The organism is Neolewinella lacunae (genome assembly GCF_014349155.1).
Lineage (GTDB): Bacteria > Bacteroidota > Bacteroidia > Chitinophagales > Saprospiraceae > Neolewinella > Neolewinella lacunae.
The window spans coordinates 79,480-105,141 of record NZ_JACSIT010000141.1 but is presented as its reverse complement, the minus strand read 5'-3'; the positions used below and the strand labels follow the sequence as shown (position 1 = coordinate 105,141).

At 58.1% G+C, this 25,662-nt stretch carries 22 protein-coding genes; 4 read left to right on the top strand and 18 right to left on the bottom strand.

The features are described from left to right. Positions 1 to 114: 114 nt before the first annotated feature. From H9S92_RS16180 to trmB, 6 genes are all read right to left on the bottom strand, one after another. A complete protein-coding gene (locus H9S92_RS16180; RefSeq protein ID WP_246463933.1) occupies positions 115 to 1,236 on the bottom strand; it encodes an aminopeptidase in 1,122 nt (373 codons plus the stop codon). A gap of 117 nt (positions 1,237 to 1,353) precedes the next feature. Then, positions 1,354 to 2,565 carry a GTPase HflX gene (gene hflX, locus H9S92_RS16175; RefSeq protein WP_187467731.1) on the bottom strand — a complete coding sequence of 404 codons (1,212 nt, stop codon included), beginning with the start codon at positions 2,563 to 2,565 and terminating at the stop codon, positions 1,354 to 1,356. Between the two features lie 20 nt (positions 2,566 to 2,585). Then, positions 2,586 to 2,993: a putative toxin-antitoxin system toxin component, PIN family gene (locus H9S92_RS16170; protein WP_187467730.1), complete on the bottom strand. Its 408-nt coding sequence runs from the start codon at positions 2,991 to 2,993 to the stop codon at positions 2,586 to 2,588. Continuing rightward, entirely contained in the window at positions 2,990 to 3,271 is a 282-nt protein-coding gene (locus H9S92_RS16165) for a hypothetical protein (RefSeq protein ID WP_187467729.1), read from the bottom strand. The genes H9S92_RS16170 and H9S92_RS16165 overlap by 4 nt, the downstream gene beginning before the upstream one ends. A gap of 118 nt (positions 3,272 to 3,389) precedes the next feature. Continuing rightward, complete coding sequence (locus H9S92_RS16160; protein ID WP_187467728.1) at positions 3,390 to 4,955, bottom strand: glycine--tRNA ligase; 1,566 nt, start codon at positions 4,953 to 4,955, stop codon at positions 3,390 to 3,392. A 137-nt stretch (positions 4,956 to 5,092) separates the two neighbouring features. Next, positions 5,093 to 5,836 carry a tRNA (guanosine(46)-N7)-methyltransferase TrmB gene (trmB, locus tag H9S92_RS16155; RefSeq protein WP_187467727.1) on the bottom strand — a complete coding sequence of 248 codons (744 nt, stop codon included), beginning with the start codon at positions 5,834 to 5,836 and terminating at the stop codon, positions 5,093 to 5,095. A 202-nt stretch (positions 5,837 to 6,038) separates the two neighbouring features. Between trmB and H9S92_RS16150 the strand changes: the two genes are divergently transcribed. After that, on the top strand, positions 6,039 to 7,004 hold the full coding sequence (locus H9S92_RS16150) for a ribose-phosphate pyrophosphokinase (RefSeq protein ID WP_246463931.1): 966 nt from the start codon (positions 6,039 to 6,041) through the stop codon (positions 7,002 to 7,004). A 39-nt stretch (positions 7,005 to 7,043) separates the two neighbouring features. Here the strand turns inward: H9S92_RS16150 and nadB are convergent, their stop codons facing one another. Both nadB and H9S92_RS16140 read right to left on the bottom strand, forming a co-directional pair. Beyond that, a complete protein-coding gene (gene nadB / locus H9S92_RS16145) occupies positions 7,044 to 8,645 on the bottom strand; it encodes an L-aspartate oxidase (RefSeq protein ID WP_187467726.1) in 1,602 nt (533 codons plus the stop codon). 104 nt (positions 8,646 to 8,749) lie between these two features. Continuing rightward, complete coding sequence (locus H9S92_RS16140; protein WP_187467725.1) at positions 8,750 to 9,931, bottom strand: class I SAM-dependent methyltransferase; 1,182 nt, start codon at positions 9,929 to 9,931, stop codon at positions 8,750 to 8,752. Positions 9,932 to 10,069: 138 nt separating this feature from the next. Here H9S92_RS16140 and H9S92_RS16135 point away from each other — a divergent pair, with 138 nt between their 5' ends. Continuing rightward, a complete protein-coding gene (locus H9S92_RS16135; RefSeq protein ID WP_187467724.1) occupies positions 10,070 to 10,696 on the top strand; it encodes a DUF4230 domain-containing protein in 627 nt (208 codons plus the stop codon). Between the two features lie 183 nt (positions 10,697 to 10,879). Here the strand turns inward: H9S92_RS16135 and H9S92_RS16130 are convergent, their stop codons facing one another. The 4 genes from H9S92_RS16130 to H9S92_RS16115 form a co-directional block, all read right to left on the bottom strand. Continuing rightward, positions 10,880 to 12,154 (bottom strand): glutamate-5-semialdehyde dehydrogenase, encoded by a 1,275-nt coding sequence (locus H9S92_RS16130; protein WP_187467723.1) that lies wholly within the window; start codon positions 12,152 to 12,154, stop codon positions 10,880 to 10,882. 98 nt (positions 12,155 to 12,252) lie between these two features. After that, positions 12,253 to 12,915, bottom strand: coding sequence for an RloB family protein (locus tag H9S92_RS16125; RefSeq protein WP_187467722.1), 663 nt, complete (start codon positions 12,913 to 12,915; stop codon positions 12,253 to 12,255). After that, a complete protein-coding gene (locus tag H9S92_RS16120; protein WP_187467721.1) occupies positions 12,890 to 14,257 on the bottom strand; it encodes an AAA family ATPase in 1,368 nt (455 codons plus the stop codon). Before H9S92_RS16120 ends, H9S92_RS16125 begins: the two co-directional genes overlap by 26 nt. Before the next feature lie 127 nt (positions 14,258 to 14,384). Beyond that, positions 14,385 to 16,190: a Xaa-Pro dipeptidyl-peptidase gene (locus tag H9S92_RS16115; RefSeq protein WP_187467720.1), complete on the bottom strand. Its 1,806-nt coding sequence runs from the start codon at positions 16,188 to 16,190 to the stop codon at positions 14,385 to 14,387. A gap of 231 nt (positions 16,191 to 16,421) precedes the next feature. Here H9S92_RS16115 and htpG point away from each other — a divergent pair, with 231 nt between their 5' ends. After that, positions 16,422 to 18,311 carry a molecular chaperone HtpG gene (htpG, locus tag H9S92_RS16110; RefSeq protein ID WP_187467935.1) on the top strand — a complete coding sequence of 630 codons (1,890 nt, stop codon included), beginning with the start codon at positions 16,422 to 16,424 and terminating at the stop codon, positions 18,309 to 18,311. A gap of 118 nt (positions 18,312 to 18,429) precedes the next feature. On the opposite strand, the gene H9S92_RS16105 is transcribed toward htpG, so the two are convergent. The 4 genes from H9S92_RS16105 to H9S92_RS16090 all read right to left on the bottom strand — a co-directional run bounded on the left by H9S92_RS16105 (position 18,430) and on the right by H9S92_RS16090 (position 21,788). Further along, positions 18,430 to 19,185, bottom strand: a complete 756-nt coding sequence (locus H9S92_RS16105; RefSeq protein WP_187467719.1) for a YfgM family protein — start codon at positions 19,183 to 19,185, stop codon at positions 18,430 to 18,432. A 191-nt stretch (positions 19,186 to 19,376) separates the two neighbouring features. After that, entirely contained in the window at positions 19,377 to 20,528 is a 1,152-nt protein-coding gene (locus H9S92_RS16100) for a DUF4097 family beta strand repeat-containing protein (protein ID WP_187467718.1), read from the bottom strand. Beyond that, positions 20,518 to 21,216 (bottom strand): hypothetical protein, encoded by a 699-nt coding sequence (locus H9S92_RS16095; protein ID WP_187467717.1) that lies wholly within the window; start codon positions 21,214 to 21,216, stop codon positions 20,518 to 20,520. Before H9S92_RS16095 ends, H9S92_RS16100 begins: the two co-directional genes overlap by 11 nt. An 8-nt stretch (positions 21,217 to 21,224) precedes the next feature. Beyond that, positions 21,225 to 21,788: an RNA polymerase sigma factor gene (locus H9S92_RS16090; protein ID WP_187467716.1), complete on the bottom strand. Its 564-nt coding sequence runs from the start codon at positions 21,786 to 21,788 to the stop codon at positions 21,225 to 21,227. 185 nt (positions 21,789 to 21,973) lie between these two features. On the opposite strand from H9S92_RS16090, the gene H9S92_RS16085 reads away from it, so the two are divergent. Next, positions 21,974 to 23,074 (top strand): ATP-binding protein, encoded by a 1,101-nt coding sequence (locus H9S92_RS16085; RefSeq protein ID WP_406612230.1) that lies wholly within the window; start codon positions 21,974 to 21,976, stop codon positions 23,072 to 23,074. A 6-nt stretch (positions 23,075 to 23,080) separates the two neighbouring features. Here the strand turns inward: H9S92_RS16085 and H9S92_RS16080 are convergent, their stop codons facing one another. Together H9S92_RS16080 and H9S92_RS16075 are read right to left on the bottom strand one after the other, a co-directional pair. Beyond that, positions 23,081 to 23,854 carry an ADP-ribosylglycohydrolase family protein gene (locus tag H9S92_RS16080; RefSeq protein WP_187467714.1) on the bottom strand — a complete coding sequence of 258 codons (774 nt, stop codon included), beginning with the start codon at positions 23,852 to 23,854 and terminating at the stop codon, positions 23,081 to 23,083. A gap of 162 nt (positions 23,855 to 24,016) precedes the next feature. Further along, on the bottom strand, positions 24,017 to 25,657 hold the full coding sequence (locus H9S92_RS16075; protein WP_187467713.1) for an NAD+ synthase: 1,641 nt from the start codon (positions 25,655 to 25,657) through the stop codon (positions 24,017 to 24,019). Positions 25,658 to 25,662 lie beyond the last annotated feature (5 nt).

Below are 25,662 nucleotides of genomic sequence, written 5' to 3'. Positions count from 1 at the left end.
AGGTTAATTCAGTTTTACGTTCCCGGTGTAGTTCCTATAATGCAGTAGATAGAAAGCGTTGCAAGGTAGGTAAACAAGGTGAAAAAAATAGGTGGTAAGGGCCCAAAGGGCGAGTTAGGGCCACAATTCTTGGATAAAATGGCCATTGCGGTAAATTTCTTTGCCGTCAGCCACGATTCTTCCGCCGTTTTTCATGTCGGCTATCAGGTCCCAATGTACGGAACTCTCGTTTTTTCCACCGGCCTGGGCGTAACTCTGGCCGATGGCCATGTGGACGGTGCCGCCAATTTTCTCATCGAAGAGGATGTTTTTGCTGAACCGGTCAATGGTGTAATTGGTTCCCACGGCCACCTCCCCGAAGCGGCGGGTGCCGGCAATGGCGAAGGTCTCGTCCAGCACTTCCTGCCCGCTTTCGGCGTGCCAGCGCTGGATTTCGCCGTCCTTTACCCACAGGGTGACACCCTGGACGGTCTGCCCATCGCGAATGGCGGGATAGTCGAAGTAAATGGTGCCGTTGACCGAGTCTTCTTCGGGACTGGTATAGACCTCGCCACTGGGCATGTTCGTCTGGCCGTCGCTGTTGATCCAGGTACGACCCCGGGTGGTGAAGGTGATGTCCGTACGGTCATTGACGTAGCGAAACTCGGAGCAGGCGTTGAGGTGGTCAACGACGGCCTGCTGACGCTGGCGGACCTCCAGCCAGGCCGCTTGCGGGTCGGCTTGGTCGATCTTGGTGGCCTGGGCGACGAAGGCGGTGTACTCTTCCAGGGTCATGTCGGCCTCGGCGGCCAGTGCAGGGCAGGGGAAAACGCAGAGGCTACGCTTCAGGCGGCGATCGGCGGTGCGCTCGAAGTAGCTTTTCATCACGGGTTGCAACGCATTGCGGCGGGCTTCTTGCAAATCCGGGGCAGCGGGAGGCTGGCGCAGGTCGAAAGGTGCGCTGATGCTGAGGTAGGCCTCAAACTCTTCCAATCCCTTGCGATAGAGGGTGGGAACGTAGGCAAACTGCTCCACACTGCCGTATTCCCGGAAGGCTTCGCTCTGCCCCTCCACCGCCAGGCTGTATTCCAGGTGCCCCCCGGCCTTGAGCACCTCCCGCTGAATGGCGGCGACCAGAGGTGCCGCCAAGGTGGTGGAGTTTACAAAAAGGCGTTCGCCCGCCCGCAGACTTACGCAGTAATTGACCAACAAGTGGGCGTAGGCGTTCAACTGGGTATCGGTCATAGCATTGGCCATTCGGGGGTGAGCGTAATCAACTGCGGGGCAACCGCAAAAAAACGAAAAGGGTACGGGATTATTTACCTTCCTCCGTACTAAAGTTGGGGCCGCCCCGCAGTGCCCAAAGGGGGGGCTTTACCACTGTTTGGCTACGTAAGGGTAGTTCGTTTGGTACTCTTCTTTGACCATCTCCACCAGGCGCTGCCGTAGCTTATCCAGGTTCTCCCTGGTATGAGCGGAGAGGAGGATGGCCTCGGCACCAAACTGGCCGGATAGGCTCTGGCGGAGGCTTTCTTCTACTTCCTCGCGGCCTTCCTGGTCGAGGTAGAGGTCGTAGTTGCGTTCGCGGAACAGGTCGATCTTATTGAAAACGAGCAAGGTGGGCTTATCCGAGGCATTGAGGTCTTTCAACAGTCCCTGGACCGTCCGGATCTGGTCGTCGTACTGCGGGTGGGCCACGTCGACAACGTGGAGCAGGATGTCGCTTTCCCGCACCTCATCGAGCGTAGACTTGAAGCTTTCCACGAGGTGGTGAGGCAGCTTACGGATGAACCCAACGGTGTCGGTCAGTAAGAAAGGCACGCCCTGGAAAGCGGTTTTCCGTACGGTGGTATCCAGGGTGGCGAAGAGTTTGTCTTCGGCGAAGACTTCACTTTTTGTCAGGAGGTTCATCAGCGTGGATTTGCCAACGTTGGTATAGCCCACCAAGGCCACGCGGACCATCGCATCGCGGCCCTTGCGGCGCGTTTCTGCCTGCCGGTCGAGCTTCTCGAGGTCTTTTTTGAGTTTGCTGATCTTATCGCGGATGATCCGGCGGTCGGTCTCAATCTCCGTTTCTCCCGGACCGCGCATGCCGATGCCCCCGCGCTGGCGCTCCAAGTGGGTCCAGAGGCCGCGCAGGCGGGGCAGCATGTACTGCATCTGGGCCAGTTCCACCTGGGTTTTGGCCTGGGCCGTTTGGGCGCGCCCGGCGAAGATGTCTAGGATGAGCGAGGAGCGGTCGATGATCTTGACCTTCATCATCTCTTCGAGGATGGAAGTTTGCTTGCCACTCAGGTCATCGTCGAAGATGACCATGGTGATGTTTTCGTGCTCCTCGACGTACTTGGCGATTTCGGCTGCTTTGCCGCTGCCGACGAAGGTGCGCTTATCGGGCGTATCGAGTTTCTGGACGAAGCGGCGGGTCGTCTCCGCACCAGCCGTCAGGGCCAGAAATTCCAGCTCATCGAGGTACTCGCTGACTTGTTCCTCGGTCTGCATACGCGTCACGAGGCCCACTACTACCGCCTGTTCGATTTCTTTTTTGAGGCCGACTTCTTTCTTGCCGACGTTCCATTCATTTGCCATACTGTGGGTTGTTAACAAGACTACAGCCGATCAAGTTCTTCGACGAAATTTTGGTAGCTAATGATCTTTGCTCCTGCGAAGTGCTTAATGACGAGCAGGTCTCTATCACCAGTGACGAGGAAATCTGCCCCGGAATCTTTGACCAGAGCCAACAAGTAGTTGTCTTTAGGGTCCCTACAAATATCTACTCGACTAGTGATCCTAACTTCCTCCCCCTCCCGACTGATGAGTTGAATAAGGTTGTCCACGTCTTCTTCGCTAAACCACCGCCGGAACTTATCCCGCATTGAACTGTCGTAGAACTTCTGCAAGAGGTCCGGGCTGAACACCATTCGGATGGTCTTGGTGCCGAGTAAAACATCCAGCTTAATTACCTTGCCGCGCATCAGGGCGCTGATCCATAAATTAGGATCGACAGTGAACCTCATTCTGCTCCCAGCTTCGCGACTTGGCGTCTGGCATCAGCCTCTTTTATCCGCTGCTCCTTCATTTCGGCGAAGAGGTCTTCCAGTTCCTCCTCACTGGGGGGGGGGATTTCCAAGGCATCAAGCCGCGCCAAGACGCGCTTTTCTAAAGTAGCGGCATCGGGCGTGTCCTCTGTTTCCACCTCTTCTTTTTCCAAAACCTGAATGAGACCTACTTTATCAAGGCTTTGCAGGATGGCTAAGGCTTCAGCATCGAGTAGCTTAATCCGGTAGATGGTCATGGAAAGAAGAATTTGGTGCTTAAGGTAAAGGTTTCCCAACAATAGATGGTTGCACGACAGCCAATCTTTGCTCGGTCAACTTGCCTTGCACCTGCGGCCGCGCCCTGAAAAACAAGCCTTAACGGGCGGCGGCGGCCAGCAAATTGGCCATATCAACCTTGGGGCCAATGAAGGCGGCCAGCTCGCTGATCTTGATGCGTTCCTGCTGGAGCGTGTCGCGGTCGCGGATGGTGACGGTGCCGTCGTCGATGCTGTCGTAGTCGACCGTGACGCAAAAGGGAGTGCCGATGGCGTCCTGGCGACGGTAGAGTTTGCCAATGGAGCCGGTGTCGTCGTACTGCACATCGAAGCGGAAGCGGAGATCGTTGAAGATGTCTTTGGCGATCTTGACGATGCGTTCTTCGGTGCGTTTGAGCGGGAGGATGGCCACTTTGATGGGTGCCAGGGCGGGGTGGAGAGCCAGCACGTCGCGCACGTTGGTGGGGTCGTCCTGGCCGGGCACCATCTCTTCGCGCAGGGCGTAGCTGAGGGTGGCCAGGAAGAGGCGGTCGGCACCGATGGACGTTTCCAGCACGTAGGGCACGTAGCTCTCGTTGCGCTCGGGGTCGAAGTAGGTCATTTTCTTGCCCGAGAGCTCCTGGTGGGCACCGAGGTCGAAGTCCGTCCGGCTGTGGATGCCTTCGAGTTCCTTAAAGCCGAAGGGGAAATCGAATTGGATATCGACGGCCGCATCGGCGTAGTGGGCCAGGTTATCGTGATCGTGGAAGCGGAGTTTTTCCGCCGGGTGGCCCAGGGCCAGGTGCCACTTCATACGGGTTTCCTTCCAGTAGGCGTACCATTCCTGCTGGGTGCCGGGCTGGATGAAAAATTGCATTTCCATCTGTTCAAATTCGCGCATGCGGAAGATGAACTGCCGGGCGACGATCTCGTTGCGGAAAGCTTTGCCAATTTGGGCGATGCCGAAGGGCAGCTTCTGGCGGGTAGATTTCTGAACATTGAGGAAGTTGACAAAAATGCCCTGGGCGGTTTCCGGCCGGAGGTAAAGTTTGCCTTCCTCGCCCGCCACGTTGCCCAGCTGGGTGGAGAACATGAGGTTGAACTGCCGCACTTCCGTCCAGTTCTTACTGCCCGTATCGGGGTCGCTGATGCCGAGATCGACGATGAGCTGGTGGAGTTCCTGCATATCGCCGTTGGTCATGGCCGTGGCCAGGCGCTTGCTGATCGTTTCGTGTTCAGCGGCGTAACGGAGCACGTTGGGGTTGGTGGCGCGGAACTGGGCCTCGTCGAAAGCCTCGCCGAATCGTTTGGCGGCTTTTTCGATCTCCTTGGTCATTTTGCCCTCGATCTTATCGAGCTGTTCTTCGATGAGGACGTCGGCGCGGAAACGCTTCTTGCTGTCCTTGTTGTCCACCAGCGGGTCGTTGAAGGCATCGACGTGGCCGGAGGCTTTCCAGGTCTTGGGGTGCATGAAGATCGAGGCGTCCAGGCCCACGATGTTCTCGTGCAGTTGTACCATGCTGCGCCACCAGTACTCCTTCAGGTTGTTCTTCAGCAGTACGCCCAGGGGGCCGTAATCGTAGGCGGCGGCCAGGCCGTCGTAAATTTCGGAGCTTTGAAAGACGAAACCGTAATCCTTGGCGTGGGCGGTCAGTTTTTTGAAATCGGCAAAGGTGGGGTTAGCCATGGTGAGTGGTCTTCAGTTTGGAGTCTGTGCCGCAGCCGGGTTGGCTACGGGGCTGCAAAGATAGTAAAGGGGGAAAGGAGTAAGGGAATGGAGGGCGCGGCCGCAGGTGCCGGGCAGGTTGAAGGCCAGGCCCGTCCTCACACCTCGAAGCCCGGTATGCCCTTCCCACCCAGCAATTCCACCTCCGGCGGGCCGAAGCGGAACTGGGTGTAAGTGATGGTTTTGCCCAGGCCCTTGTGGAGTTTTTCGTAGTACGTTTCTGTGCTCAACTCGGGCAGGGGCAGGGGCTTGGCGTAGATGTCGTGGTCGTGGTACAAGACTTCCACGGCGGGCTGGTGGGCGAAGGTCTGCTGCGTCCAGTCGTAGAGTTCGCGGCTGTCGGTTTTCAGGTGGACGAGCCCGCCGGGGCGCAACAGATGGCGGTACTGGCGCAGAAAGCGGGGGGCGGTGAGGCGGCGGTTTTCCTTGCCTTTTTTGAGGAAGGGGTCGGGGAAGGTGATCCAGATTTCGTCGATCTCCCCCGGCGCAAAAAAGGTGGCGATGATCTCGATGCGGGTACGGAGGAAGGCGGCGTTGTGAAGGCCTTCCGCCTGGGCGATTTTGGCCCCCTTCCAGATGCGGGCCCCTTTGATGTCAACACCCAGGAAGTTACGGCCGGGGTACTGCCGTGCCAGATCTACCGTGTACTCCCCGCGCCCGCAGGCAAGCTCGAGGGTAATGGGGTTGGCGTTTCCGAAATGCCCCTGGGCCCAGTTGCCCCGCCGGTCTACGGCCTGGCCGCCAGCCCCGATGAGCGCAGGGTTGCGGGGGTCGAAATTTTCGTAAACGTTGGGGAGCTGCAGGATTTCGGCAAATTTCTGGAGCTTATTCCGGGTAGACATGCGGAAAAGGATTAACTTGAATGTGCGCGCCGCCACGCAGCAACGGGGCGCAAAGATATTCTACAGTTCATAGTTCAGTAGTCGTTAGTTGCCCAGCACCAGCTAACCACGACCTATGAACTACCGAACTACCGAACTACTGAACTATGAACTACTGAACTATGAACTACTGAACTATGAACTAATCCCCTAACTTTGCCAAATGTCCCACAAGCCCCGTCTCACCCCGATGACTGACCACGTGACGATCCTCTCGATCACGGGCAGCCGCTTTCTTTCCGAAAAAATCGCCGCCGCCTACGGGCAGGAACTGGGGGAACTCGAAGTCGCCCGCTTCAACGACGGCGAAATGCAGCCCATCATCCGGCAAAGCATCCGTGGCGAATACGTCTTCATCATTGGCAGCACCTTTCAGCCCCACGAAAACCTGATGGAAATGCTGCTTACCATCGACGCCGCCCGGCGCGCCTCGGCCGGCTACATCTGCGCCGTTATCCCCTACTTCGGCTACGCCCGCCAAGACCGCAAAGACCAGCCCCGCGTACCCATCAGCGCCAAACTCATCGCCAACCTCCTCGTCGAAGCGGGCGCCGACCGCATCATGACCCTCGATTTGCACGCCGACCAAATCCAGGGCTTTTTCGATATCCCCGTCGATCACCTCCAGAGTCAGGCCATCTACATGCCTTACTTTCAGGGACAAGACATGAGCAACGTCACCTTCGCCAGCCCCGATATGGGCGGCGTAAAACGGGCCCGTGCCTACGCCAAATACTTCGCCCGCGATATCGTCATCTGCGACAAATACCGCAAACGCGCCGGTGAAATTGAGGGCATGACCCTCATCGGCGACGTCACCGGGGCCGACGTCATCCTCGTCGACGATCTCGTCGACACCGCCGGAACCCTCTGCCGCGCCGCCGACCTGATCATGGAAAACGGCGCCAAAAGCGTCCGGGCCATCGCCAGCCACCCCATCCTGAGTGGTTCCGCCTACGAACGCATCGAAAAATCTGCCCTCGAAACCCTCATCGTTTGCGACGCCGTCCCCCTCAAGCAAATTTCTGCCAAGATCAAGGTCCTCTCCTCCGCCCAGCTCTTTGCCACGGCCATCCGCAACGTCCACGACAACGAATCGATCTCCGCCCTCTTCGTCGAAGAGCGCTAGGGCTCCTTTACTCCTTTCCTCCTTTACTCCTTTCCCCCCTTAAATAATGCTGTACTGCACAAAGTCCGCTTTCTCCGGGTAGTCGGTCGTATAGTGCAGGCCGCGGCTTTCGTGGCGGAGGCTGGCGGCTTTGGTGACGAGGAAACCCACCGTAATGAGGTTGCGCAGTTCGCAGAGCTGGGTGCTTACCAGGCTGTTTTTGTAGAGGTCTTCGGTTTCCGTACCCAGCAATTCCAGGCGGTTGCGGGCCCGTTCGAGGCGTTTGTTGCTCCGCACGATGCCGACGTAGCTGGACATCACCTCTTTGAGCTCCTTGGTGCTCTGGGTGATGAGTACCTGCTCGTCGGGTTTGCTCGTAGCCGTCCGGTTCCAGTTCGGAATGCCGTCGGGCACCTGGGCCGTATCGATGTTGGCGGCGATGCAGTGGGCGATGCGGTGGCCAAAAACCAGGGCTTCCAAAAGGCTGTTGCTGGCCAGGCGGTTGGCACCGTGCAGGCCCGTGCTGGTGCACTCCCCGCAGGCGAAGAGCTGGTTGACGCTCGTCTTGCCGTACTCGTCTACCTTCACGCCACCGCACATGTAGTGGCAGGCGGGGCAGACGGGAATGAGGTCTTTGGCGGGGTCAATGCCAATGCTCTTGCACTTTTCGTGGATGGTGGGGAAGTGGCGGATGAAGTGTTCGGCGGGGATGTGCGTGCAGTCCAGGCACATAAATTCCAGTCCCGCCAGCTTCATCTCGTTGTCGATGGCGCGGGCCACGATGTCGCGGGGAGCCAAAGAGCCGCGGGGGTCGTAGTCGTGCATAAACTCCGTACCGTCGGGCCGCTTCAGAATAGCCCCTTCGCCCCGGACGGCCTCGCTGACGAGAAAGGCTTGCGGGTCTAAACCGGGATTGTACAGCGCCGTGGGGTGAAACTGTACAAATTCCATGTTTTCGAGGTGGACCTTGGCGCGGTAGGCCATGGCAATGCCGTCGCCCGTTGCAATGACGGGGTTGGTGGTGCTGCGGTAAATCTGTCCATTCCCCCCGGCCGCCAGCACGGTGTTCCGGGCCAGGATTTTCTCGATCTCCCCCGTTTGCCGGTTCAGGACGTAGGCGCCGTAGCAGGTGATGTCAGGCGTCAACTTCGTCACAATGTAGCCCAGGTGGTGCTGGGTGAGCAGGTCGAGGGCGAAATAGTGTTCGTGCACCGTGAGGTTCTTCAGCGTCGCGGCCTTAGCACTCAGGGCGCGTTGGATCTCCCAGCCCGTCAGGTCTTTGTAGTGGAGAATGCGGTTTTCGGAGTGTCCGCCCTCCCGGCCCAGGTCGTACTTCTTAAAGCGGTCCGTATCGAAACGCGTACCCCAATCGATGATCTCTTCCACCCGCGTGGGGCCTTCTTCGACGACGATGCGGACGATGTGTTCATCACACAATCCCGCTCCCGCGTCGAGGGTATCGGCGATGTGCTTTTCGTAGTTGTCCGAGCCATGGTCCCACACCGCCGCCACGCCGCCCTGGGCGTAGCTGGTGTTGCTTTCCCGCTCGTTTACTTTGGTGAGGACATCAATTTTCAGGTCGGGGCGGAGCAAGGACAGTTTGATGCCCGTGCTTAGTCCGGCGATTCCGGAGCCGATGATGAGAACGTCGGTTTGCAGCATGATGAATACCGGTGGCTTGGTTGGTCAATTAAGTGGCAGCGCGCCACTGTTGCGGGGCCCGTTCACGAAACGGACGGCGGGGCAAGAGGTTTGGCCGCTGGGCGTCACACTTTTTTCTTCGCTTTCAGCAGGTCTTGCAGGTGGTGCCGCGTTACGCCGAAGCGCTTTTTGAGGGCTTTGACTTCCTCCTTGGCCTCCGCGCGTTTACGGCCTTTGACGGCGGTGATCATCACATTTTTGGCGGTGTGCTCCAGGGGGATGAACTCAAAGAGTTTGGTTTGGTAGCCTTCGGCTTCCAGCAGCAGGGCCCGGATGCCGTCGGTAAGCATCGCGGCCTGCCATTCCAGGAGGATGCCGTTGCCGAGCAGGGGCTTCATTTCTTCGGGCACTTCCATTTCGCGGCGCACCTGCTTCTGGCAGCAGGGGGCCACCACCATGATGTCGGCTTTGGCTTGCAGGCCCTTGAACAGGGCATCGTCGGTGGCCGTATCGCAGGCGTGCAGGGCGATGAGGACGTCAATGCGGTCGGCGGTAAAACCATCGATGCTGCCCTCGGTAAAATGCAGGCCATCGAAACCACTCTTGAGGGCTACCATCCGGCATTTTTCCACCAGTTTAGGGCGCAGCTCAACGCCCGTTACCGTCACGTCGAGGCCAAGGGAATTGACCACGTGGTCGTAGAGGGCAAAGGTGAGGTAGCCACTGCCCGATCCCATATCGACGATGTGGGCTCCGTTGGCGAGGGGGAAATCGCGGAGCAGGCCATCGATGATTTCCACAAACTTATTGATCTGCTTGTACTTGCGCTTACCGTCGCGGAGCACCTCGCCGCGCTCGTTGGTAATGCCCAGGTCGTGCAGGTACATGCGGTCGGCGGGGATTTCGCGGTGCTTGGCCCGGTCGTGTTCCTGTACTACGGGGTCGGTGGGGCGCGGCCGCAGGTGCAGGGTTTTGCGTAAAAAGCGCGCGTTGCCCTTCCGCGTCAGGGTAATGCTGAACTGCTCGTGGGTGGTGAATAAGTCGGCATTGCCGTAGTCTACGCCCAGCGCGCTTTCGAGCAAGGAGATGCCCATGCCAATCAGGTGGTTTTTCACTTCCTCCCGGTCTTCGTAGCGGTGGGTGATCTGGAGCTGGGTACGTCCTTTGATCTGCACCAGCCGGGCGTAGCGGTTGCGCGGCAAGTCATTCCCGCCGTGGCGGGGCTTGCTCAGGGTGAGTTTCAATAATTCTCCCTTGGCGGCAGCAGCGCGCGCGGCAGACCAAAATTCCAGTAACGGACTTCCCATGGCGCGAAGATAGAACACCGGCCATCGCCCTGCAGCAAAAATCCTGCGCCGCTTCCTGATCGTTGCCGCCCTAAATTGCGTTTGTAAGGCAGGCGACCCACCGAAGCCACCCCCCATCTTTCCAAAAATCTTCCGCCCATGCGCAGCATCCCTATCCTCCTCATCGTCGCCTTGCTCGCTTTTCTGCTGGGCATCGCCGCCTTCTGGGGCTTCAGCAATACCGGGCAACAGGTTACCAAAGAAGAGGCCACCATCTTGCTGGAGCGCGTCCGTAAGGTCACTAAGTTGGTCACCGTAGAAGGAGACGTGAGCGAAATTTTCAACTCCGGCCAAACCAGGGACGTCACTTTTTACCTTCCGCTGCCTACCCGCTTTACCTTCCGCAAGGAGGCGATGGTGCAGGTCCAGGGCACCGTCCTGGTCGGCTACGACCTGGAACAACTGGAGATCCACGTAGACGAGGCCACCCGCACCGTCACCCTCAGCAACTTCCCGGACCCCGAGATTTTAGCCATCGACCACGAGTTGGTCTACCGCAACCTCGAAGAGAGCTGGTTCAATACCTTCACCGCCGAAGACTACAGCCTGATGAACAAACAGGCCAAAGAACGGCTCCGCGACAAGGCCCTCAGCAGCCACCTCATCGATAAAGCCCGCACCGAAGGCAACGCCTTGATCGAGACGATCACCTTCCTGGTAGAGGCATCAGGTTATACCCTCGTGCTGGAAGCCGCCGCGCCCGTTCCTCCCACCTTGCTGGAATAGGATTGCGGTTTTGGCAGTTATCGACAAGGTTTCCCGAGCGAGTGACTGCACAGCAGGCTCATGCCTCGCTTTCACGACTTGCCCGGCACCTGCGGCCGCGCCCTTACTCCTTTTTCCCCTTACCCCCTTCCGCCTTTAATCCTTTATTCCCTTCCTACTTTCCCCCTTTATTCCTTTCCCCCTTTATTCCCTTACCTGCCCTTCTCCTTCCACCAGCCACTTGTAGCTCGTAAGGGCGTCCAGGCCCATCGGTCCGCGGGCGTGCAATTTCTGGGTGCTGATGCCGATTTCGGCGCCGAGCTCAAATTGCCCGCCGTCGGTGAAGGCCGTGCTGGTGTTAGCGTAAACGACGGCGGCGTCGACCTCCCGCAAAAACCGTTCAACGCTCGCGGGGTCATCGCTGACGATGGCTTCGCTGTGGCGGCTGCCGTAGCGGCCAATGTGCTCGGTGGCTTCGGCCAGGTCATCCACCGTTTTAATCGCCAGGCGCATGCTCAAAAATTCGGTTCCGAAGCTGTCTGCCGTAGCGGCGTGGAGCAGGTCGGCGGGGTAGTATCCCTCCAATGCCGCGTAGGCGGCGGGGTCGGCGTAGACTTCGCACCGGTGTTTTTCTCCCAGTTCCGTGAGCAAGCCGGGTAAATGCGGCAATTGCCGGCGGTGCAGCAAGAGGCAGTCGAGGGCATTGCAAACGCTGACGCGGCGGCTTTTGGCGTTGGTGATGATGTTGCGGGCCCAGTCCAGATGAGCGGTAGCATCGACGTAGGTGTGGCAGATGCCCGCGCCGGTTTCGATGACGGGTACGCTGGCGTTGTCCCGGACGAAATCGATCAGTCCCTGGCTGCCACGGGGGATGATGACGTCTACCAGGCCCACGGCCTGGAGGATTGGGGCCAGGGCGCTGCGTTCGGCTGGCGCCAGGTAGCAGGCGGCGGGTAAGCCCGTTGTGATGAGCGCCGCGTCAATGAGTTTTTTGATGGCCAGGTTGCTGGCGGCGGCATCGCGGCTCCCCTTCAGCACCGTGGCGTTGCCCGCCTTGAGGTTAAGGGCAAAGACGTCGAAAGTAACGTTGGGCCGCGATTCAAAGACTACCCCTACTACGCCGATGGGTACACTCAGGCGACGGAGCCGGAGGCCATTGCCCAGGGCCCGGTTTTCCAATTCCCGCCCCAGCGGACTGGGCAGTTCCGCCACCCGCCGCAGGTCTTCTGCAATGGCGCGCAGGCGCAGCGGGGTCAGTTCCAGGCGGTCGTACTTGGGGTCGGCAGGGTCCATCCTGGCTAAGTCTTCGGCGTTGGCGTCCAGCAAAGTGGCGGTGTTGGCCTCCGTCAGGTCGGCCAGCGTGCGCAGGCAGGCGTTGAAGCGCTCCACGGGCTGCCGGTTGAGTGCAGCGGCGGCCGCGCGCAACTCGCCCAGCGCGGCCCGGATGGCGGTGGATAGATCGGGGGAATTCGTTGTCATGGAAAAAGTATCGGCGGTAGCGGGGTTACCCTGGATGGGGCATGGGGCAAAGGTAAAGGAGATTTTCAAGGAGAGCGACTGGCTAACTGGAACCCCTTTTATAGCGCACCCAAAATCGCATCAATTTTATCCTTGATGGTGTGGTAAATGCTTTGGCCCAGTAAGTGGACCTCGGTTGTGCCCACTTCTAATTGGTTCGGGCTAAAGTTGGCCACAGCATTCGCGATGGCGGTAGAAATAAGAAGGGGGTGCTTTCTTGAGTCAAATCCCCCAGGGATTTCGGTATTTACATATGATTTCCACGCTCTGCAAGTGTCAATATTTTCAATTTCTGGTTTAGCGGACAAATGATGGTAATAGAGCCATACTTCGAAGCAAGGGTTGCTTTTTACCAGGGCCCAATTGCTTTTGGTGGCTATTGCAGCATTGATGTGGGCAATCTGCGGAGTCCTAGAGTCGAACTTGTCCGTATCAAGGTCAATGACCAGCCAAACTTCGTCGGAAGGGCGGGCTTCGTACTTTGGCAAAATATTATTTTTTGGGTCACCGTAAATGGATGAAACAGCGATTTTGTACAGGCCCCAAGGAGAGTTGTCTTCCTGGCCACTCAATTCGTAGACCTCGATGTTGATGCGACTATCAATTGCTTTGAAATAATTGAAATAGGCGTTTTCTCGCTTCTTACCTTCGCAGAATATGAATATTTTTTTGGCGTCTTCGCTGGGTTCTTCCCGCTCAAAGAGTCGCTTCTTCAGTATCATACTGGTGCCAGTTTAGGGTTTCAAGGTCGTTCAGAAACGGAATAGCACCGTAGCGACCGGAAAGATAGCCTTTTTGGATGTCAAGCGTTTTGTGCTCTTTGAATTTACTTAGGGAATACAAATCAGTACTGCCCAAAGTATCTTTCTCCGCAAACCAGATTTCATCCTGCCTGAAAATCGATTGGTCCAGGAGATTGGATTCGTGGGTGGTGAAGATGAGCTGGCCCTGACTGGAAGTATCCAAAGAAAATTTTTCCACCAATTTCTTGATCAAAAGCGGATGGATGCTCCTTTCTATCTCGTCAATCAAGAATACCTTTCTCCCTTCGCTCAAGGCCCGGAAAGCTGGCACGAAGTCCAGTAGCCTATTGGTTCCATCGGATTCTTCAGCCAGGTCAAATGCGGCTTCTTTATTTAATGTGCTGTGGTTGATGCGGAGTTGTTTCACCCAGTATTTATCGTTCTCTTTAACTACTACATAGTCATCGTTTCCTTGGGTTCGGCTTCTTACCAGGGAACCAGGAGAATCCTCCAGCATTTCCAATATGGAAAATACATCTCTTTCATTGTCCTCTCCAAAGAACTCCTGAACGCTTTTCTTCTCTATCTGCAAAGAAGAAATACCAACGTTAAAAGCACGCATCATGTCTTCTGCGTAAGACTTGAAGCCACTGTTATTATCGAGTATTTCCGCTAGTGCATTCGGCTTATAAGCAGGAAGTATGATGACTAACGTTTTGGTGATCCATTGGAATGCTTTTCGGCAATCGTCAAAATAGTCACTTTCTCTGTTAGACAAAAGTTTTAAGATAAGTATATCCGGGTGAATGAAATCGGATACCAAGATGTCTTTCAAAACTTTCCCTTGGTCAGAACTATTGAACCCTTCTGCAAAATTAATTACCGTTTTGTCCTCCTTGGTGAAACGTTCATAGATCAGTACGTCTTCTGCATCAGATAAACCTGATCGGTATAACTCTTCCCTGAATACTACGTTGCCTTTGAGTTGAACGGCATATACATACGCAATATCTTGCTCGATAAACTCAAGGGCAATGGTCTGGGGAACTCCAGGGCCGGAGTTGAACTTGAAGGCAGAATCCTTGAGGCCATAGGGATATTTGCCTTCCCGGACGAAAGACTGTAGCAGCTCCAATGTTTTGATCAAATTGGACTTTCCCGCCCCATTCGCCCCGTAGACGCTGGCCATTTTCAAAAGAGAGATGCCCCCCAGGTCATACTGGTGATGGGGTAATGTCCCTAGACGCTTGTATGGGAGCATGTTAAACTCCCGCTGCTTCCCGAAGGAGAAGATGTTTTCCAGGACGACTCGAATCAACATGCGCGTGATATTTTCACGCAAAATACAGCTTATCGGCTAGGTTGGCAAAGTTTTTAAGGAAATCCAAGATGATCTAGTGAAATTATTTCGCGAAAGGTTCCCCGCAAGCAATCTACCTCCCCCATCACTACCACCCCCCCACAATCGGCAAGGTAACCGAAGTCCCCGCCAAATCCACCGTCAGCTGCGTGCCTGGTTGGGGGTGGAGCGTGAACTCTTTGTCGCTGGAAAAAATGAGGAGCCCGATTTGCTGCCCGGCGCGGATCACCTGGTCGTCGGGCATAAGGTCAAAAGTGACGTCGTAAAAAGTGCCGGGGACGAGCGGCGCGCTCTCCCGCAGCGAAGTGCGGTTTTGCGGGTCGGCCCAGCCGCGCGTGATGAGGTTGTCGGTAATCCGGCCACGCCGCTTTTCCTCCCAGGGCAGGGAAACGAGGTACACGGAGAGATTGGCCGCCGGCTTGCTGCTGGCCAGGCGCACCGTCACGCGCGGCGTGCCCGAAAGGTGGACGTCTTTTTCCAGCACGGGGGTAGCGTACAAGAGGCGGTGCTCGGTGTAGTCAGCTGCCGCCAGGGCCGCCGCATTGAAGGAGAAATTATCCACCAGCGTTTCTTTTTTCATGGCTTTGGTCCGCGTGGTGCCCAGCCCGCCCACGCCCGGCGCACCGGCGCTGGGGTAGAAGGTGACCTCCCGGGCCTCCGGGTGCGGGTAGTCGGGGTAGGCCGTGGGTTCCTGGGGGTCTGCGTATTCGCGGACAATCCAGGACCGCGGTTCATCTTCCACGCCATTCTCCACGCCGTGCAGGTAGCGGGTAAACCAGCGGTTCATCATCGACATGGGCGGCGGCCCCCCGTGACCATCCTGGTGGTAATAGATTTTGGCGGGCAGGCCCATCTCCCGCGCTTTGGCGTAGATGCGGTAGCTGTGTTCGGGCATCACGTTCCAGTCGTTGAAGCCGTGCGACATCAGCAGGGCCGCCTTCATCCCCGCCATGTGGTTGAGGTAGTCGCGGCCAGCCCAGAAGTCGTTGTAGTCGCCCGTAATCCGGTCCATGCCCTCCTTCATTTCCTTATCGCGCACCGTGGCGTTGTTGTAGGCCCGCTTGGCTTCATCGCCGCTGTGGATAAAGTCGTAGAGCACGTCAATGTCTTCCCCCAGGTAGCCGCCCGGCGACCGCACCAGGCCATTGGAGCGGTAATAGTGGTAGTAGGAAGTGTTAGGGGCGATGGGGATGATGGCCTCCAGCCCGGGCACGCCCGTAGTGGCCGCCGCCAGGGGCAGGGTGCCGTTGTAGGAGGTGCCCGTCATGCCTACCTTGCCGGAAGACCAGTAGGCCTTCACTTCTTCGCCGCCCGTAGCTTCGGTGTAGCCCTTGGCGCGGCCGCAGAGCCAATCGATGACGGCCTTGGGAGCCAAAGACTCGTTGGGGCCACCCACCGTCGGGGCCCCCTGCGAAAGGCCCGTCCCCGGCGAGGAGGAATGAACTACAATGTAACCCCGCGGCACCCATTCCGTCAGGTGAGAATTCGAAATGACGGGGCGCTTCCCCCGCCGCACCACCTCGGGGTGGATGTGCTCCGGCCCCGCAACGCCCAACTCGTGGCGCACGTCCCAAAACAACTCCTGCCCGCCCTCGGCGACCCCCGCAAAGTAGGGGCTGGTAACGTACACAATAGGCAGTTTCAGGCCCTCCGTTTCGGTCTGCGGCGGCCGCGTCACGCTCACGTGCATGCGGTCGGGCCGCGCGTCGCCGTCGGTATCAAACGTCGTTTCTACCCACAAATCGTGGCGAATCCACTTACTCTCATCCGCAAAGCCAGGCACCACCTGGGCTTCCCCGTCGGCAAAGACCGGCAGCGTTTTCTCGGGGGGTTGGGCCAGCAACAGGAGCGGCAGGCAGTAACAGAGGGCCAGGAGGTAGATGCGCTTTTTCATGCCGGGAAGATAGGGTTTTTAGCGGAGCATCGTTCCAATTGGCTTCGCTATGGAGTCGTCCGCGCGACACCGTTTTATCGTTAGGGCGCGGCCGCAGGTGCTCCCCCCCGACCCCCCGACGGGGGGAGAACGGACAAGGAGCCAGGCCCGATGCCGGCCGACAACTTGTCAGGACGATACGGCTGGAACGCAGTTTGCGGAACCGACCCCAACACCAACATCATAATGACTATGCAGAAAGGCAATATCTCGGTTCAAACGGAGAACATCTTTCCCATCATCAAGAAGTTTCTTTACTCCGATCAGGAAATTTTCCTGCGCGAGCTCGTCTCTAACGCCGTTGACGCAACCAGCAAACTCAAGACCCTGGCCCGCAAAGGCGAGGTCAAAGACCCGGTAACCGATACCACCATCGATATCCTCATCGACGAAACCGCCGGCACACTGACCATCCGCGACCGCGGCATCGGAATGACCGAAGAGGAGGTGAAAAAGTACCTCAACCAGGTTGCCCTCTCTTCCGCCCAGGATTTTGTGGACAAGTACAAGGACGAAGCCAGCATCATCGGCCATTTTGGCCTGGGCTTCTATTCCGCGTTCATGGTCGCCGACCGCGTCGAAGTCGTCACCAAATCCTACCAGGAAGGCAGCGAAGCCGTCCGCTGGACCTGCGAAGGCGACCCCAGCTACGAAATCGGCCCCGCCGAACGCGACTTCTACGGTACCGACGTCATCCTCCACATCTCCGAAGACAGCAAGCAGTACCTCCAGGACGCAGAAATCGAAGCCCTCCTCAATAAGTACGCCCGCTTCTTACCCGTTCCCATCCGCTTTGGTACCCGTACCGAAACGACTTACGAAGAGTCCGACGAAGCCGTAGTGGAAGGCGAAGAAAAACCCAAGCCCAAAAAGGTAGAGACCGAGGTCGATAACATCATCAACAACACTGACCCACTCTGGAAGAAAAACCCGGCGGACCTGACGGACCAGGACTACAAAGACTTCTACCGCGAGCTCTATCCCATGGGCCAGCCACCGATGTTCTGGATCCACCTCAACATCGATTACCCTTTCCACCTCACCGGGGTCCTCTACTTCCCGAAACTCTCCGGAAGCCTGGAGTTGCAGCGCAACAAGATACAGCTCTACAGCAACCAGGTCTACGTTACGGATAACGTCAAGGAAATCGTCCCCGAGTTCCTGACCCTCCTCCACGGCGTGATCGATTCACCGGACATTCCGCTGAACGTATCCCGTTCCTACCTCCAGGCGGATTCCAACGTCAAGAAAATCACCAGCTACATCACCAAGAAGGTGGGCGAAAAGCTCAGCAGCCTCTTCAAAGACAACCGCGAAGACTATGAGTCTAAGTGGGCCGATCTCGGCGTCTTCGTAAAGTACGGCATGATCTCCGAGGAGAAATTCTACGACCGGGCCACCAAGTTCGTCCTGCTGGAAAACACGGAGGGCAAGAAGTTCACCCTCGAAGAGTACCGCGAGCGCATCAAGGAAAATCAGACCGATAAGTACGACCGGCTGGTGGGCATCTACACCGCCGACGCCGAAAAGCAGCACACCCTGGTGAGCGCCGCCACCGACCGGGGTTACGACGTTCTTCAGCTGGAGCACGCCATCGATGCGCCCTTCATCCAGTCGCTGGAGGCAAAGGAAGAAAAAATCACTTTCGTACGGGTAGACTCGGCCACCCCCGATCAGCTCGTGCAGAAAGACGAAGAGAAGGAAAACCTGCTCTCCGAAGAAGAGCGCGGCACGGTATCGGAACTCTTCAAAGGCATCGTCGGCCAGGCCGGCTCCGTTGAAGTTAAGCCCCTGGATACCACCGATGCGCCCGTGCAAATCGTTCGCCCCGAGTTCATGCGGCGGATGAAGGAGATGCAGATGCTCCAGGGCATGGATACGAGCATGTTTCCCGATATGTACCAGGTCATCATCAACGCCAACAGCCCCGTGGTAAAGTCTGGCCTGCTGGCCAAAACCGATACCGCCGAGCGCGAGGAAAGTGCCCGCCACCTCTACCAGTTGGCCCTGCTGAGCCAGCAAATGCTCTCCGGTGCCGACCTGAAGGCCTTCATCGAACGCTCCATGAAGATGATGGCGTAGGGAATAAGCGGACCCTGCTGCTGCCACCAAATAGTAAGCGCGGTACCGGATGCATCCGGTACCGCGCTTACTATTTGATTCAATCCGTCCCGGACGAGTGTCCGGGAGCTAAAGCGCCTTATTGGCCAGCTTCGAGCAGCGCGATGTATTTATCGGCAGCGGCGGCTTCGGGGCTTTGGCCGAAATCGGACTTCAGGCGACGGAAGGCGGTGAGGGCTTCTTCGTTGCGGCCCTGGGTGCGCAGCAGGAGGGCTACTTTGTTCTGGTAGTAACCGCCGGTCAGGAAGTTGTCGCCTGCGGCATCGATGGCTTTTTGGTAGGCATCCATGGCGGCTTCCGTATTGCCGAGTTCGCTTTCTGCGTCGCCAATGACGCCAAACTTCATGGTGGGCAGAAGGCGACCCTTGGCCTTGAAAGACTTGGCAAAATCCAGGGCGGCTTCGTACTGCCCGAGGTTGAGGTAGCTCACGGCGGCGTAGTAGTTGGCCAGGTTGCCGGCTTCGGTGCTGCCGTAGTTATCGATGATGTCCAGGAAACCGGGGAAGCCCTGTCCGGGGTTGGTCAGCGCCAGGGCAAAGCTGTCGCGCTCAAACTGCACCTGGGCCTGTTGCATTTCGGCAGCGGCGTTTTTCTCGGCGGGCAGCTTCACGAAGGTATTGTAAACGACGTACCCAATCACGAGGGCGGCAACGATGAGCGCACCGTACACAATCGTGTTCCGGTGGCGTTCGAAGAAGTCCAGGCCCTGGTTGCGTACCTCAACGATGTCTACTAAAGTATCATCACCCTCTACGGTGGTAGTCCCCGTACCGCCTTTTCGGCCCGTGCTTGGCGTGCCAGTGGGGCGACGTCCGATGTTGTTTTTCTTTGCCATTTTCCAAATTGTTTTGTTGCCTCCCGGCGGGAGGCTCGAAAGCGAGCGCAAAGATAAGCATTCTCGGGATAAACAAGTTAGCCACTCGCGCCAAGCCAGTCTTTAGCGTGCCGCTGAAAAAAAAAGAGGTGCCCCGGAAAGCGGAGCACCTCACAACCATTTGAGACTAGTAAAAACACTTAAATCTGGAGTTAATCGATTTCGATATCGCCGTAGCTGGTGCTGATGTCGATCTTTCCCATGCCGTTACCCGGCATAGTGCCTCTGACGGTCCGGCTGTTGCTTTCTTTGGAGGAATTCACTTTGGCCCGGCTTTCGTCGATGGAGATGTCGCCGTAGCGGGTCACAAGATCCATGGTGTAGCCAGCGCCCGCCTCCACGTCAAGGACCACGTCAATGTAACGGGTGCGGATATAGACCCGCTCGAAGCCGGCGGCTAGGTCTTCAATTTCCAGGTCGCCGTAGCTTCCGTCTACTTCGATCTCTTTGGTGACGCGGCCGATAGAGAAGTCGCAGTAATTGCCATCCAAAAAGATGCGGCCCACCTTGGCAATTTCCAGGTCGTTGTAGCTCCCGGTCATGCGCAGTTCTTCGGCGCTTTCAATTTCGAGCTCTTCGTAGCCGATGTCCACCGTGAGCTTTTTGGCCGTCCCGATGCGGCAGTCGCTGTAGCGGCCGTCGTACCGCAGGTCGCCTACCTTAGTCAGCACCCCTTCGCCGTAGCGTACCTTGAACGAGCTTTCTTTTCCCAGCAGGGCGACGCGGGCCGAGCCGTAGGAGACGGAGATTTCGTTGGTGCCGGCCAGGTCGCCAGCTACCAAATCGCCGTAACCAACCGTCAGCACGGTATTGCCATTCAGGTTGGGCAGACTGACGTCGCAGTACTTTGCCGTGGTTTCCAGATTAGCAGAGGCGGGCATTTTCACGGTGTAGTAGATGCGGAAATCGTTGGAATTGTTGTTCCAGCCCCAGTCGCCGTCCATTACCTGCCGGAACCAGCTCTTGTTCCCGCCCTCACCGATGGAAGTCACCGCCGAAGCGCTGTTGCCCGAACCGGAAAAGGTGATTTCAATGCGGTTGAAGGCGCGGTCGGCATTTTCCTTGGAGGAAGCGGAAACTTTCACGCGTACATCAATCTGTACCTCGCTCCGGGTCCAGGTTTCCACCTTGATCTCCCCGTAGCGATTGTCCAGGCGTACGGTTCCATTGCCGGAAATGGGAAAGGTTTTGGAATAGTTCTTTTCAAAGTCCTGGGCCCTGAGCCAGGGGGCTGCCCCCAGCTCTGTCCCTGCCAACAGCAGGAGGATGGGCAGCAGGGCGCTGATGATGTGTTTAAATTTCATTGTTGTTTGATTGAGTAGTTGCTTCCTCCATTGGGGGAGGGGGTAATTGCCGCTGGATGCGGAGAAGAATATCGAGTTTGGTACGGTAGGTGCCGATGAGTTTTTGGACGAGGTCGGCGCGTTGGGAAACGGGCACTTCGAGTAGCGCATTGCGGATGTCTTCCGTTGCTTCGTCGATGGCCGCCAGGTCTTCAATCAATTGAGGATCGTGATTAGCCTGGGTCACCGCCGTCACCTGGTCCGCAATTTTGCTGCGGTAAAAGCTTTCGACTTCGGCAAAGTCGGGGTCAATCCGCGCAATCTCTGCCGCCAGCCGGTCTTCTTCGGCGCTCCGGTAGCCCCGGCTGTTGCCCAGGGTAAAGGCGGTGGCCAACAGGAGGAGCAAACTGGCCGCAATGCCCAGCAGGGGCAGCCAGGCCCGTCGGCGCTGGACCGTTCGTAGTTGCGGGGTTGCGGCCGTCTCCACCTCGTCGAGGGCCGCAAAGATCCGGCCCTCCAGCCGGGGAGGGGGGGTAGTTCCGTCAAAGTCTTCCCGCCGCTTAGCAACGAAAGATTCGAAGGGGTCGCAGTCATCCTCTTGTACGCAGAGCGCCGCCTCGATGCGGTCCCACACGCCCTCGGCGGGGGCTTCGGCGTCAAAAGTTTCCCGGTTTTGGAGGATGAAATCCTCAAGCTTATCAGTAGGCATAGGGAGGATTATTTTTGTTCGTTTAATAATGCGGCCAGGCGCTTTTTGGCCCGGCTGTACTGTGATTTGCTGGTCCCGACGCTGATGTCCAGAATCTGGGCAATCTCCTCGTGGTCGTAGCCCTCGAAAAGATAGAGCGATAGGACCACCCGGTAGCCTTCGCTCAGCTCCAGGGTAGCTTTTTTGATGCGCTCGACGCTCATTTTTTCGGCGCTGACCGCAGGTGCAGTGTCCGTCGTATCCGCAATGATGTCGTGGCGGTCGGGGTCAAAGTCCGTGGTCAGCAAGCGCCGCTTCTTCAGGTGATCGATGCAACGGTTTACTACGATTCGCTTGATCCAGGCACTGATCGAGGCTTCGAAATTGAAGGTGTCAATCTTGCTGAAAACGTCTACAAAGGCTACCTGTAAGACGTCCTCGGCGTCGTGGGAATGGCGGAGCATTCTCAGGCACAAGTTGTACATAGGCTTGGCGTAGTGGCCGTAGAGCGCACGCTGGGCGTTACGGTCTTTACGCTGGCAGCCCAGCACAAGTTCGCGGTGTGTGTCGCGAAAGTCGGCTGCTGTCGGCATTGGTATTATGGTTGGTTGTGCTCCCACTGTTTTTGCGTTGTAGTGCGGTATGTTAAGAAGGACGGCAGGCGCAATAGAGGGTTGCAAGCAGCGCCAAATTAATGCACTTTTTTCCACCCGCTTTTGTCGGCCATTTTACGCCCCCCGGGCGGCGAAGGAAAAGATGGCTTTATCTTGGGGCCAAAATCTGCCCCGTGGCCAAAACCCCCGCTGCCCCCGCTGTTCTTCGCCCCCACGCCGAGACGGCCTACGCCGCCGAACTGGCTGCCCTCGCTGCCTCCGATCAGTTGCCCCGCCCCACCGGCTGGCTGCTGAGCCCCCGCGCGGTAGTCAATTACCTCGCAGGCGATACCCTGCCCGATGGGACCGAAATCAGCACCAAGTATTTCGGCGACCGCCGCCTGCTCGAAGTAGCCGTAGCCAGCCTGGTTACTGACCGGGCCCTCCTCCTCGTAGGCGTCCCCGGCACGGCCAAAACCTGGGTCAGCGAACACCTCGCCGCCGCCATCAGCGGCAACTCTACCCTCCTCGTTCAGGGGACGGCAGGCATGAGCGAAGACGCCCTCCGCTACGGCTGGAATTACGCCCGCTTGCTCTCCGAAGGGCCCAGCGCCGCCGCCCTCGTCCCCAGCCCCGTAATGATTGGGATGCAGACGGGCAAACTCGTCCGCCTCGAAGAACTCACGCGCATCCCCAGCGATGTTCAGGATGCCCTCATCACTGTCCTCTCCGAAAAGATCCTGCCCATCCCCGAGCTCAATACCGCCGTATCCGCCGTGCGGGGTTTCAACATCATCGCTACGGCCAACGACCGCGACAAAGGCGTCAATGAACTTTCGAGCGCCCTGCGCCGGCGCTTCAACACCGTCGTCCTCCCACTGCCCGCCACCCTGGAAGAGGAAATCCGCATCGTCACCGACCGCAGCAGCGCCGCCGCCGCCGGCATGGAACTCCCCCCCATCCAAAAAGACGCCGCCGCCGAAATCCGCCGCCTGGTCACCATCTTCCGCGAACTCCGCACTGGGCGCACCGAAGACGGCCGCACCCAGCTTAAACCCCCCAGCGCCACCCTCTCCACCGCCGAGGCCATCTCGGTCGTCAACCAGTCCCGCGCCCTCAGCCACCACTTCGGCGGCGGCGAGCTATCCCCCGAATTTCTCGTGGCCAGCCTCTCCGGCGCCGTCATCAAAGACCAGGGCCAGGACGGCCCCATCTGGCGGGAGTACCTCGAAGTCGTCGTCCGCAACCGCAAAGGCTGGGAAGACCTCTGGGAGGTGATGAAGTAAAACGCTTCAGCCCACCTCCATCGCCGCATCAAATGCGGCAATGGTGTCGATAAATTCGGCCGGTAAAAAGGCATTCATCACGTCTTCGAGCCGGGGGTGGATGCCGCCGAAGAAGGCCTCGGCGATACAGCCCGCCATGGCCGCCTGGGTGTCCGTATCTCCGCCCAAAGACACCGCCAGCCGGATGGCGTCTTCCAGGTCGCGGGCGTCGAGAAAAGCAATGATGGCCTCCGGGACACTCCCCGCACAACTGACGTCAAAGACGTAGTCCGGCCGAATCTCCTCCACCGTCCGGCGGAGCCGATAGCCAAAACGGTCGGTGATGAATTGCCGGATGTCTTCTTTCCCAGCGCCCTGCCGCGCCAGAAATATCGCACTCGCGATGGCCTGCGCGCCCTTGATGCCTTCCGGGTGGCCGTGGGTGGGTAGCGCGGATTTTTCTGCCTCCGCCAGCACCCGGTCAAGGTCATTGAACAACCAACCCACCGGGCTCACCCGCATCGCCGAGCCATTGCCCCAGCTGGCGTAGGGTTCGCTCAGTTCGTCGCGCATCCACTGCCGGAAGGTCCCGCCGTAACCCGCTTCGGGGTAGCGCAGGGCGTAGGCTTTGATGTTCTCGCCGTAGTCCTTTTGGTGGAGGATGGCGTCGGCCACGGCAATGGTCAGAACAGTGTCGTCGGTAAAGCGGCACTGGGTGGTGAAGAGGTCAAAATCGGTGGTTTTCGGCCCGCTGCGTTCCAGGCGGCTGCCCACGATGTCCCCAATAATGGCTCCTTTCATGGCGTCAATGGTTTAAGGTTTAAGGGAAATGTTTGGGGCGCGGCCGCAGGTGCAGAGGCCAGTCGCAGGTAGCGGGGGAAGTCCGGGCCAACGGACCAGGCGGCCTTCCATTGCTCTCCCCGGGGGGCGGCCACAGCACCTGCGTCCGCGCCCAAAAATCCATCAATTCAGGTACTTCGCCACGATGGGCATGCGGCGGCCCATGCCGAAAGATTTGCTGCTCACGCGCAGCACCGGCGCCGTCTGGTACCGCTTGAACTCGTTGATGTTGACCAGCCGCAGGGTCTTACGCACCAGCGCCTCCTCGAAGCCCATGGCGATGATGTCCTGCGGGCTCTGCCGCTTTTCGATGTACTGGTACAAGACCTGGTCGAGCAAGTCGTAAGGCGGCAGGCTATCCGAGTCGAGCTGCCCCGGGCGAAGCTCCGCACTCGGCGGCTTGCTGATGATGTTGGCGGGGATGACCTCGCCGTCTTTGTTGATGTAGCGGGCCAGCGCAAAGCACTCGGTTTTGTAGAGGTCGCCGATCACGCTCAAGCCCCCGCACATGTCGCCGTAGAGCGTGCCGTAGCCGACGGCCATTTCCGATTTGTTGCTGGTGTTGAGCAGGATGTGGCCAAACTTGTTGCTGAAGGCCATCAGCAGCATCCCCCGGGCGCGGGCCTGCAGGTTTTCTTCGGTCAGGCCCTCGGCCGTGCCCCAGAAGTGCGGCCGCAGTGCCTCCAGGTAAGCGTCGTAAATGCCTTCGATGGGTACGATGTCGTACTGGCAACCCAGGTTTTCGGCCAACTGCCGTGCGTCGTTGACGCTGTGGTCGGAGCTGTGCTGGCTCGGCAGGAGGATGCAACGGACGTTTTCCGGCCCCAGTGCCCGCGCGGCCAACACTGCCACCAACGCCGAATCAATGCCACCGCTCAACCCCAGGATCGCCCGCTGGAAACCGAGCTTGCCAAAGTAGTTCTGGATGCCCATCACGATGGCGTCGTGGATGAGGGTCAGCTTGTCTTTGGGTACTTCGCCACTGACGTTGTCCTTGGCATTGACTTCCTCCGTGTTGTAAATCCGCATGGCTTCGCGGAAGTAGGGCATCTCGTCAATGACCGTCCCGTCGGCGTGCAAAACAATCGATGCCCCGTCGAAGAGCACCTCCGTCTGGGCCCCGACGTGGTTGACGTAGTACATGGGGAGGTTGTAGCGGCGGCAGTTGGTCTGGAGCACCTCAATGCGCTCGGCGGCGTGGTCGTAGGCAAAGGGCGAGGCCGAAACGTTGATGATCAGGTCGGGCTGGTAGGCCATCATCTGGTCCATCGGGTTGATCTTGTACAGCGGGTTTTCGTTGCCCACGTTCCAGCTGTCTTCACAGACGACCATTGCAATCGTCTTATCCTGGTAACGAACCACGCCCCATTCGGAGGCGGGCTCGAAATAGCGGTACTCGTCGAAAATGTCGTAGGTGGGCAGCAGGGTCTTGTGCTGGACTTGCTGGACCCGCCCGCCGGCCAGAAAATAGACGCTGTTGTAGAGGTCTTTGCCTTCCACCACAGGGTTGCGGGAAACGGAGCCCACCACGATGGCAATGCCGTCGGCCGCCTTGGCCAGCTCGGCAATGACGTGCTCGGCCTTGTCAATGAAGTCGGAAAATTCCAGAAAATCGCGGGGAGGGTAGCCTACCGTGGCCAGTTCGGGGAAAGCGATGATGTCGGCTCCCTGAGCTTTGGCTCGCGCAGTGTACTCCAGCATCTTGGCCAGGTTGGCCTCGAAGTTACCGACGTGGATGTTGATCTGAGCCAGGGCAATATTCATAAGGC

Bases quoted from the DNA above. Each gene is read 5' to 3' on its own strand.
- H9S92_RS16180 (WP_246463933.1), bottom strand. From the start codon at position 1,236: ATGGCCAATGCTATGACCGATACCCAGTTGAACGCCTACGCCCACTTG.
- hflX (WP_187467731.1), bottom strand. From the start codon at position 2,565: ATGGCAAATGAATGGAACGTCGGCAAGAAAGAAGTCGGCCTCAAAAAA.
- H9S92_RS16170 (WP_187467730.1), bottom strand. From the start codon at position 2,993: ATGAGGTTCACTGTCGATCCTAATTTATGGATCAGCGCCCTGATGCGC.
- H9S92_RS16165 (WP_187467729.1), bottom strand. From the start codon at position 3,271: ATGACCATCTACCGGATTAAGCTACTCGATGCTGAAGCCTTAGCCATC.
- H9S92_RS16160 (WP_187467728.1), bottom strand. From the start codon at position 4,955: ATGGCTAACCCCACCTTTGCCGATTTCAAAAAACTGACCGCCCACGCC.
- trmB (WP_187467727.1), bottom strand. From the start codon at position 5,836: ATGTCTACCCGGAATAAGCTCCAGAAATTTGCCGAAATCCTGCAGCTC.
- H9S92_RS16150 (WP_246463931.1), top strand. From the start codon at position 6,039: ATGTCCCACAAGCCCCGTCTCACCCCGATGACTGACCACGTGACGATC.
- nadB (WP_187467726.1), bottom strand. From the start codon at position 8,645: ATGCTGCAAACCGACGTTCTCATCATCGGCTCCGGAATCGCCGGACTA.
- H9S92_RS16140 (WP_187467725.1), bottom strand. From the start codon at position 9,931: ATGGGAAGTCCGTTACTGGAATTTTGGTCTGCCGCGCGCGCTGCTGCC.
- H9S92_RS16135 (WP_187467724.1), top strand. From the start codon at position 10,070: ATGCGCAGCATCCCTATCCTCCTCATCGTCGCCTTGCTCGCTTTTCTG.
- H9S92_RS16130 (WP_187467723.1), bottom strand. From the start codon at position 12,154: ATGACAACGAATTCCCCCGATCTATCCACCGCCATCCGGGCCGCGCTG.
- H9S92_RS16125 (WP_187467722.1), bottom strand. From the start codon at position 12,915: ATGATACTGAAGAAGCGACTCTTTGAGCGGGAAGAACCCAGCGAAGAC.
- H9S92_RS16120 (WP_187467721.1), bottom strand. From the start codon at position 14,257: ATGTTGATTCGAGTCGTCCTGGAAAACATCTTCTCCTTCGGGAAGCAG.
- H9S92_RS16115 (WP_187467720.1), bottom strand. From the start codon at position 16,190: ATGAAAAAGCGCATCTACCTCCTGGCCCTCTGTTACTGCCTGCCGCTC.
- htpG (WP_187467935.1), top strand. From the start codon at position 16,422: ATGCAGAAAGGCAATATCTCGGTTCAAACGGAGAACATCTTTCCCATC.
- H9S92_RS16105 (WP_187467719.1), bottom strand. From the start codon at position 19,185: ATGGCAAAGAAAAACAACATCGGACGTCGCCCCACTGGCACGCCAAGC.
- H9S92_RS16100 (WP_187467718.1), bottom strand. From the start codon at position 20,528: ATGAAATTTAAACACATCATCAGCGCCCTGCTGCCCATCCTCCTGCTG.
- H9S92_RS16095 (WP_187467717.1), bottom strand. From the start codon at position 21,216: ATGCCTACTGATAAGCTTGAGGATTTCATCCTCCAAAACCGGGAAACT.
- H9S92_RS16090 (WP_187467716.1), bottom strand. From the start codon at position 21,788: ATGCCGACAGCAGCCGACTTTCGCGACACACACCGCGAACTTGTGCTG.
- H9S92_RS16080 (WP_187467714.1), bottom strand. From the start codon at position 23,854: ATGAAAGGAGCCATTATTGGGGACATCGTGGGCAGCCGCCTGGAACGC.
- H9S92_RS16075 (WP_187467713.1), bottom strand. From the start codon at position 25,657: ATGAATATTGCCCTGGCTCAGATCAACATCCACGTCGGTAACTTCGAG.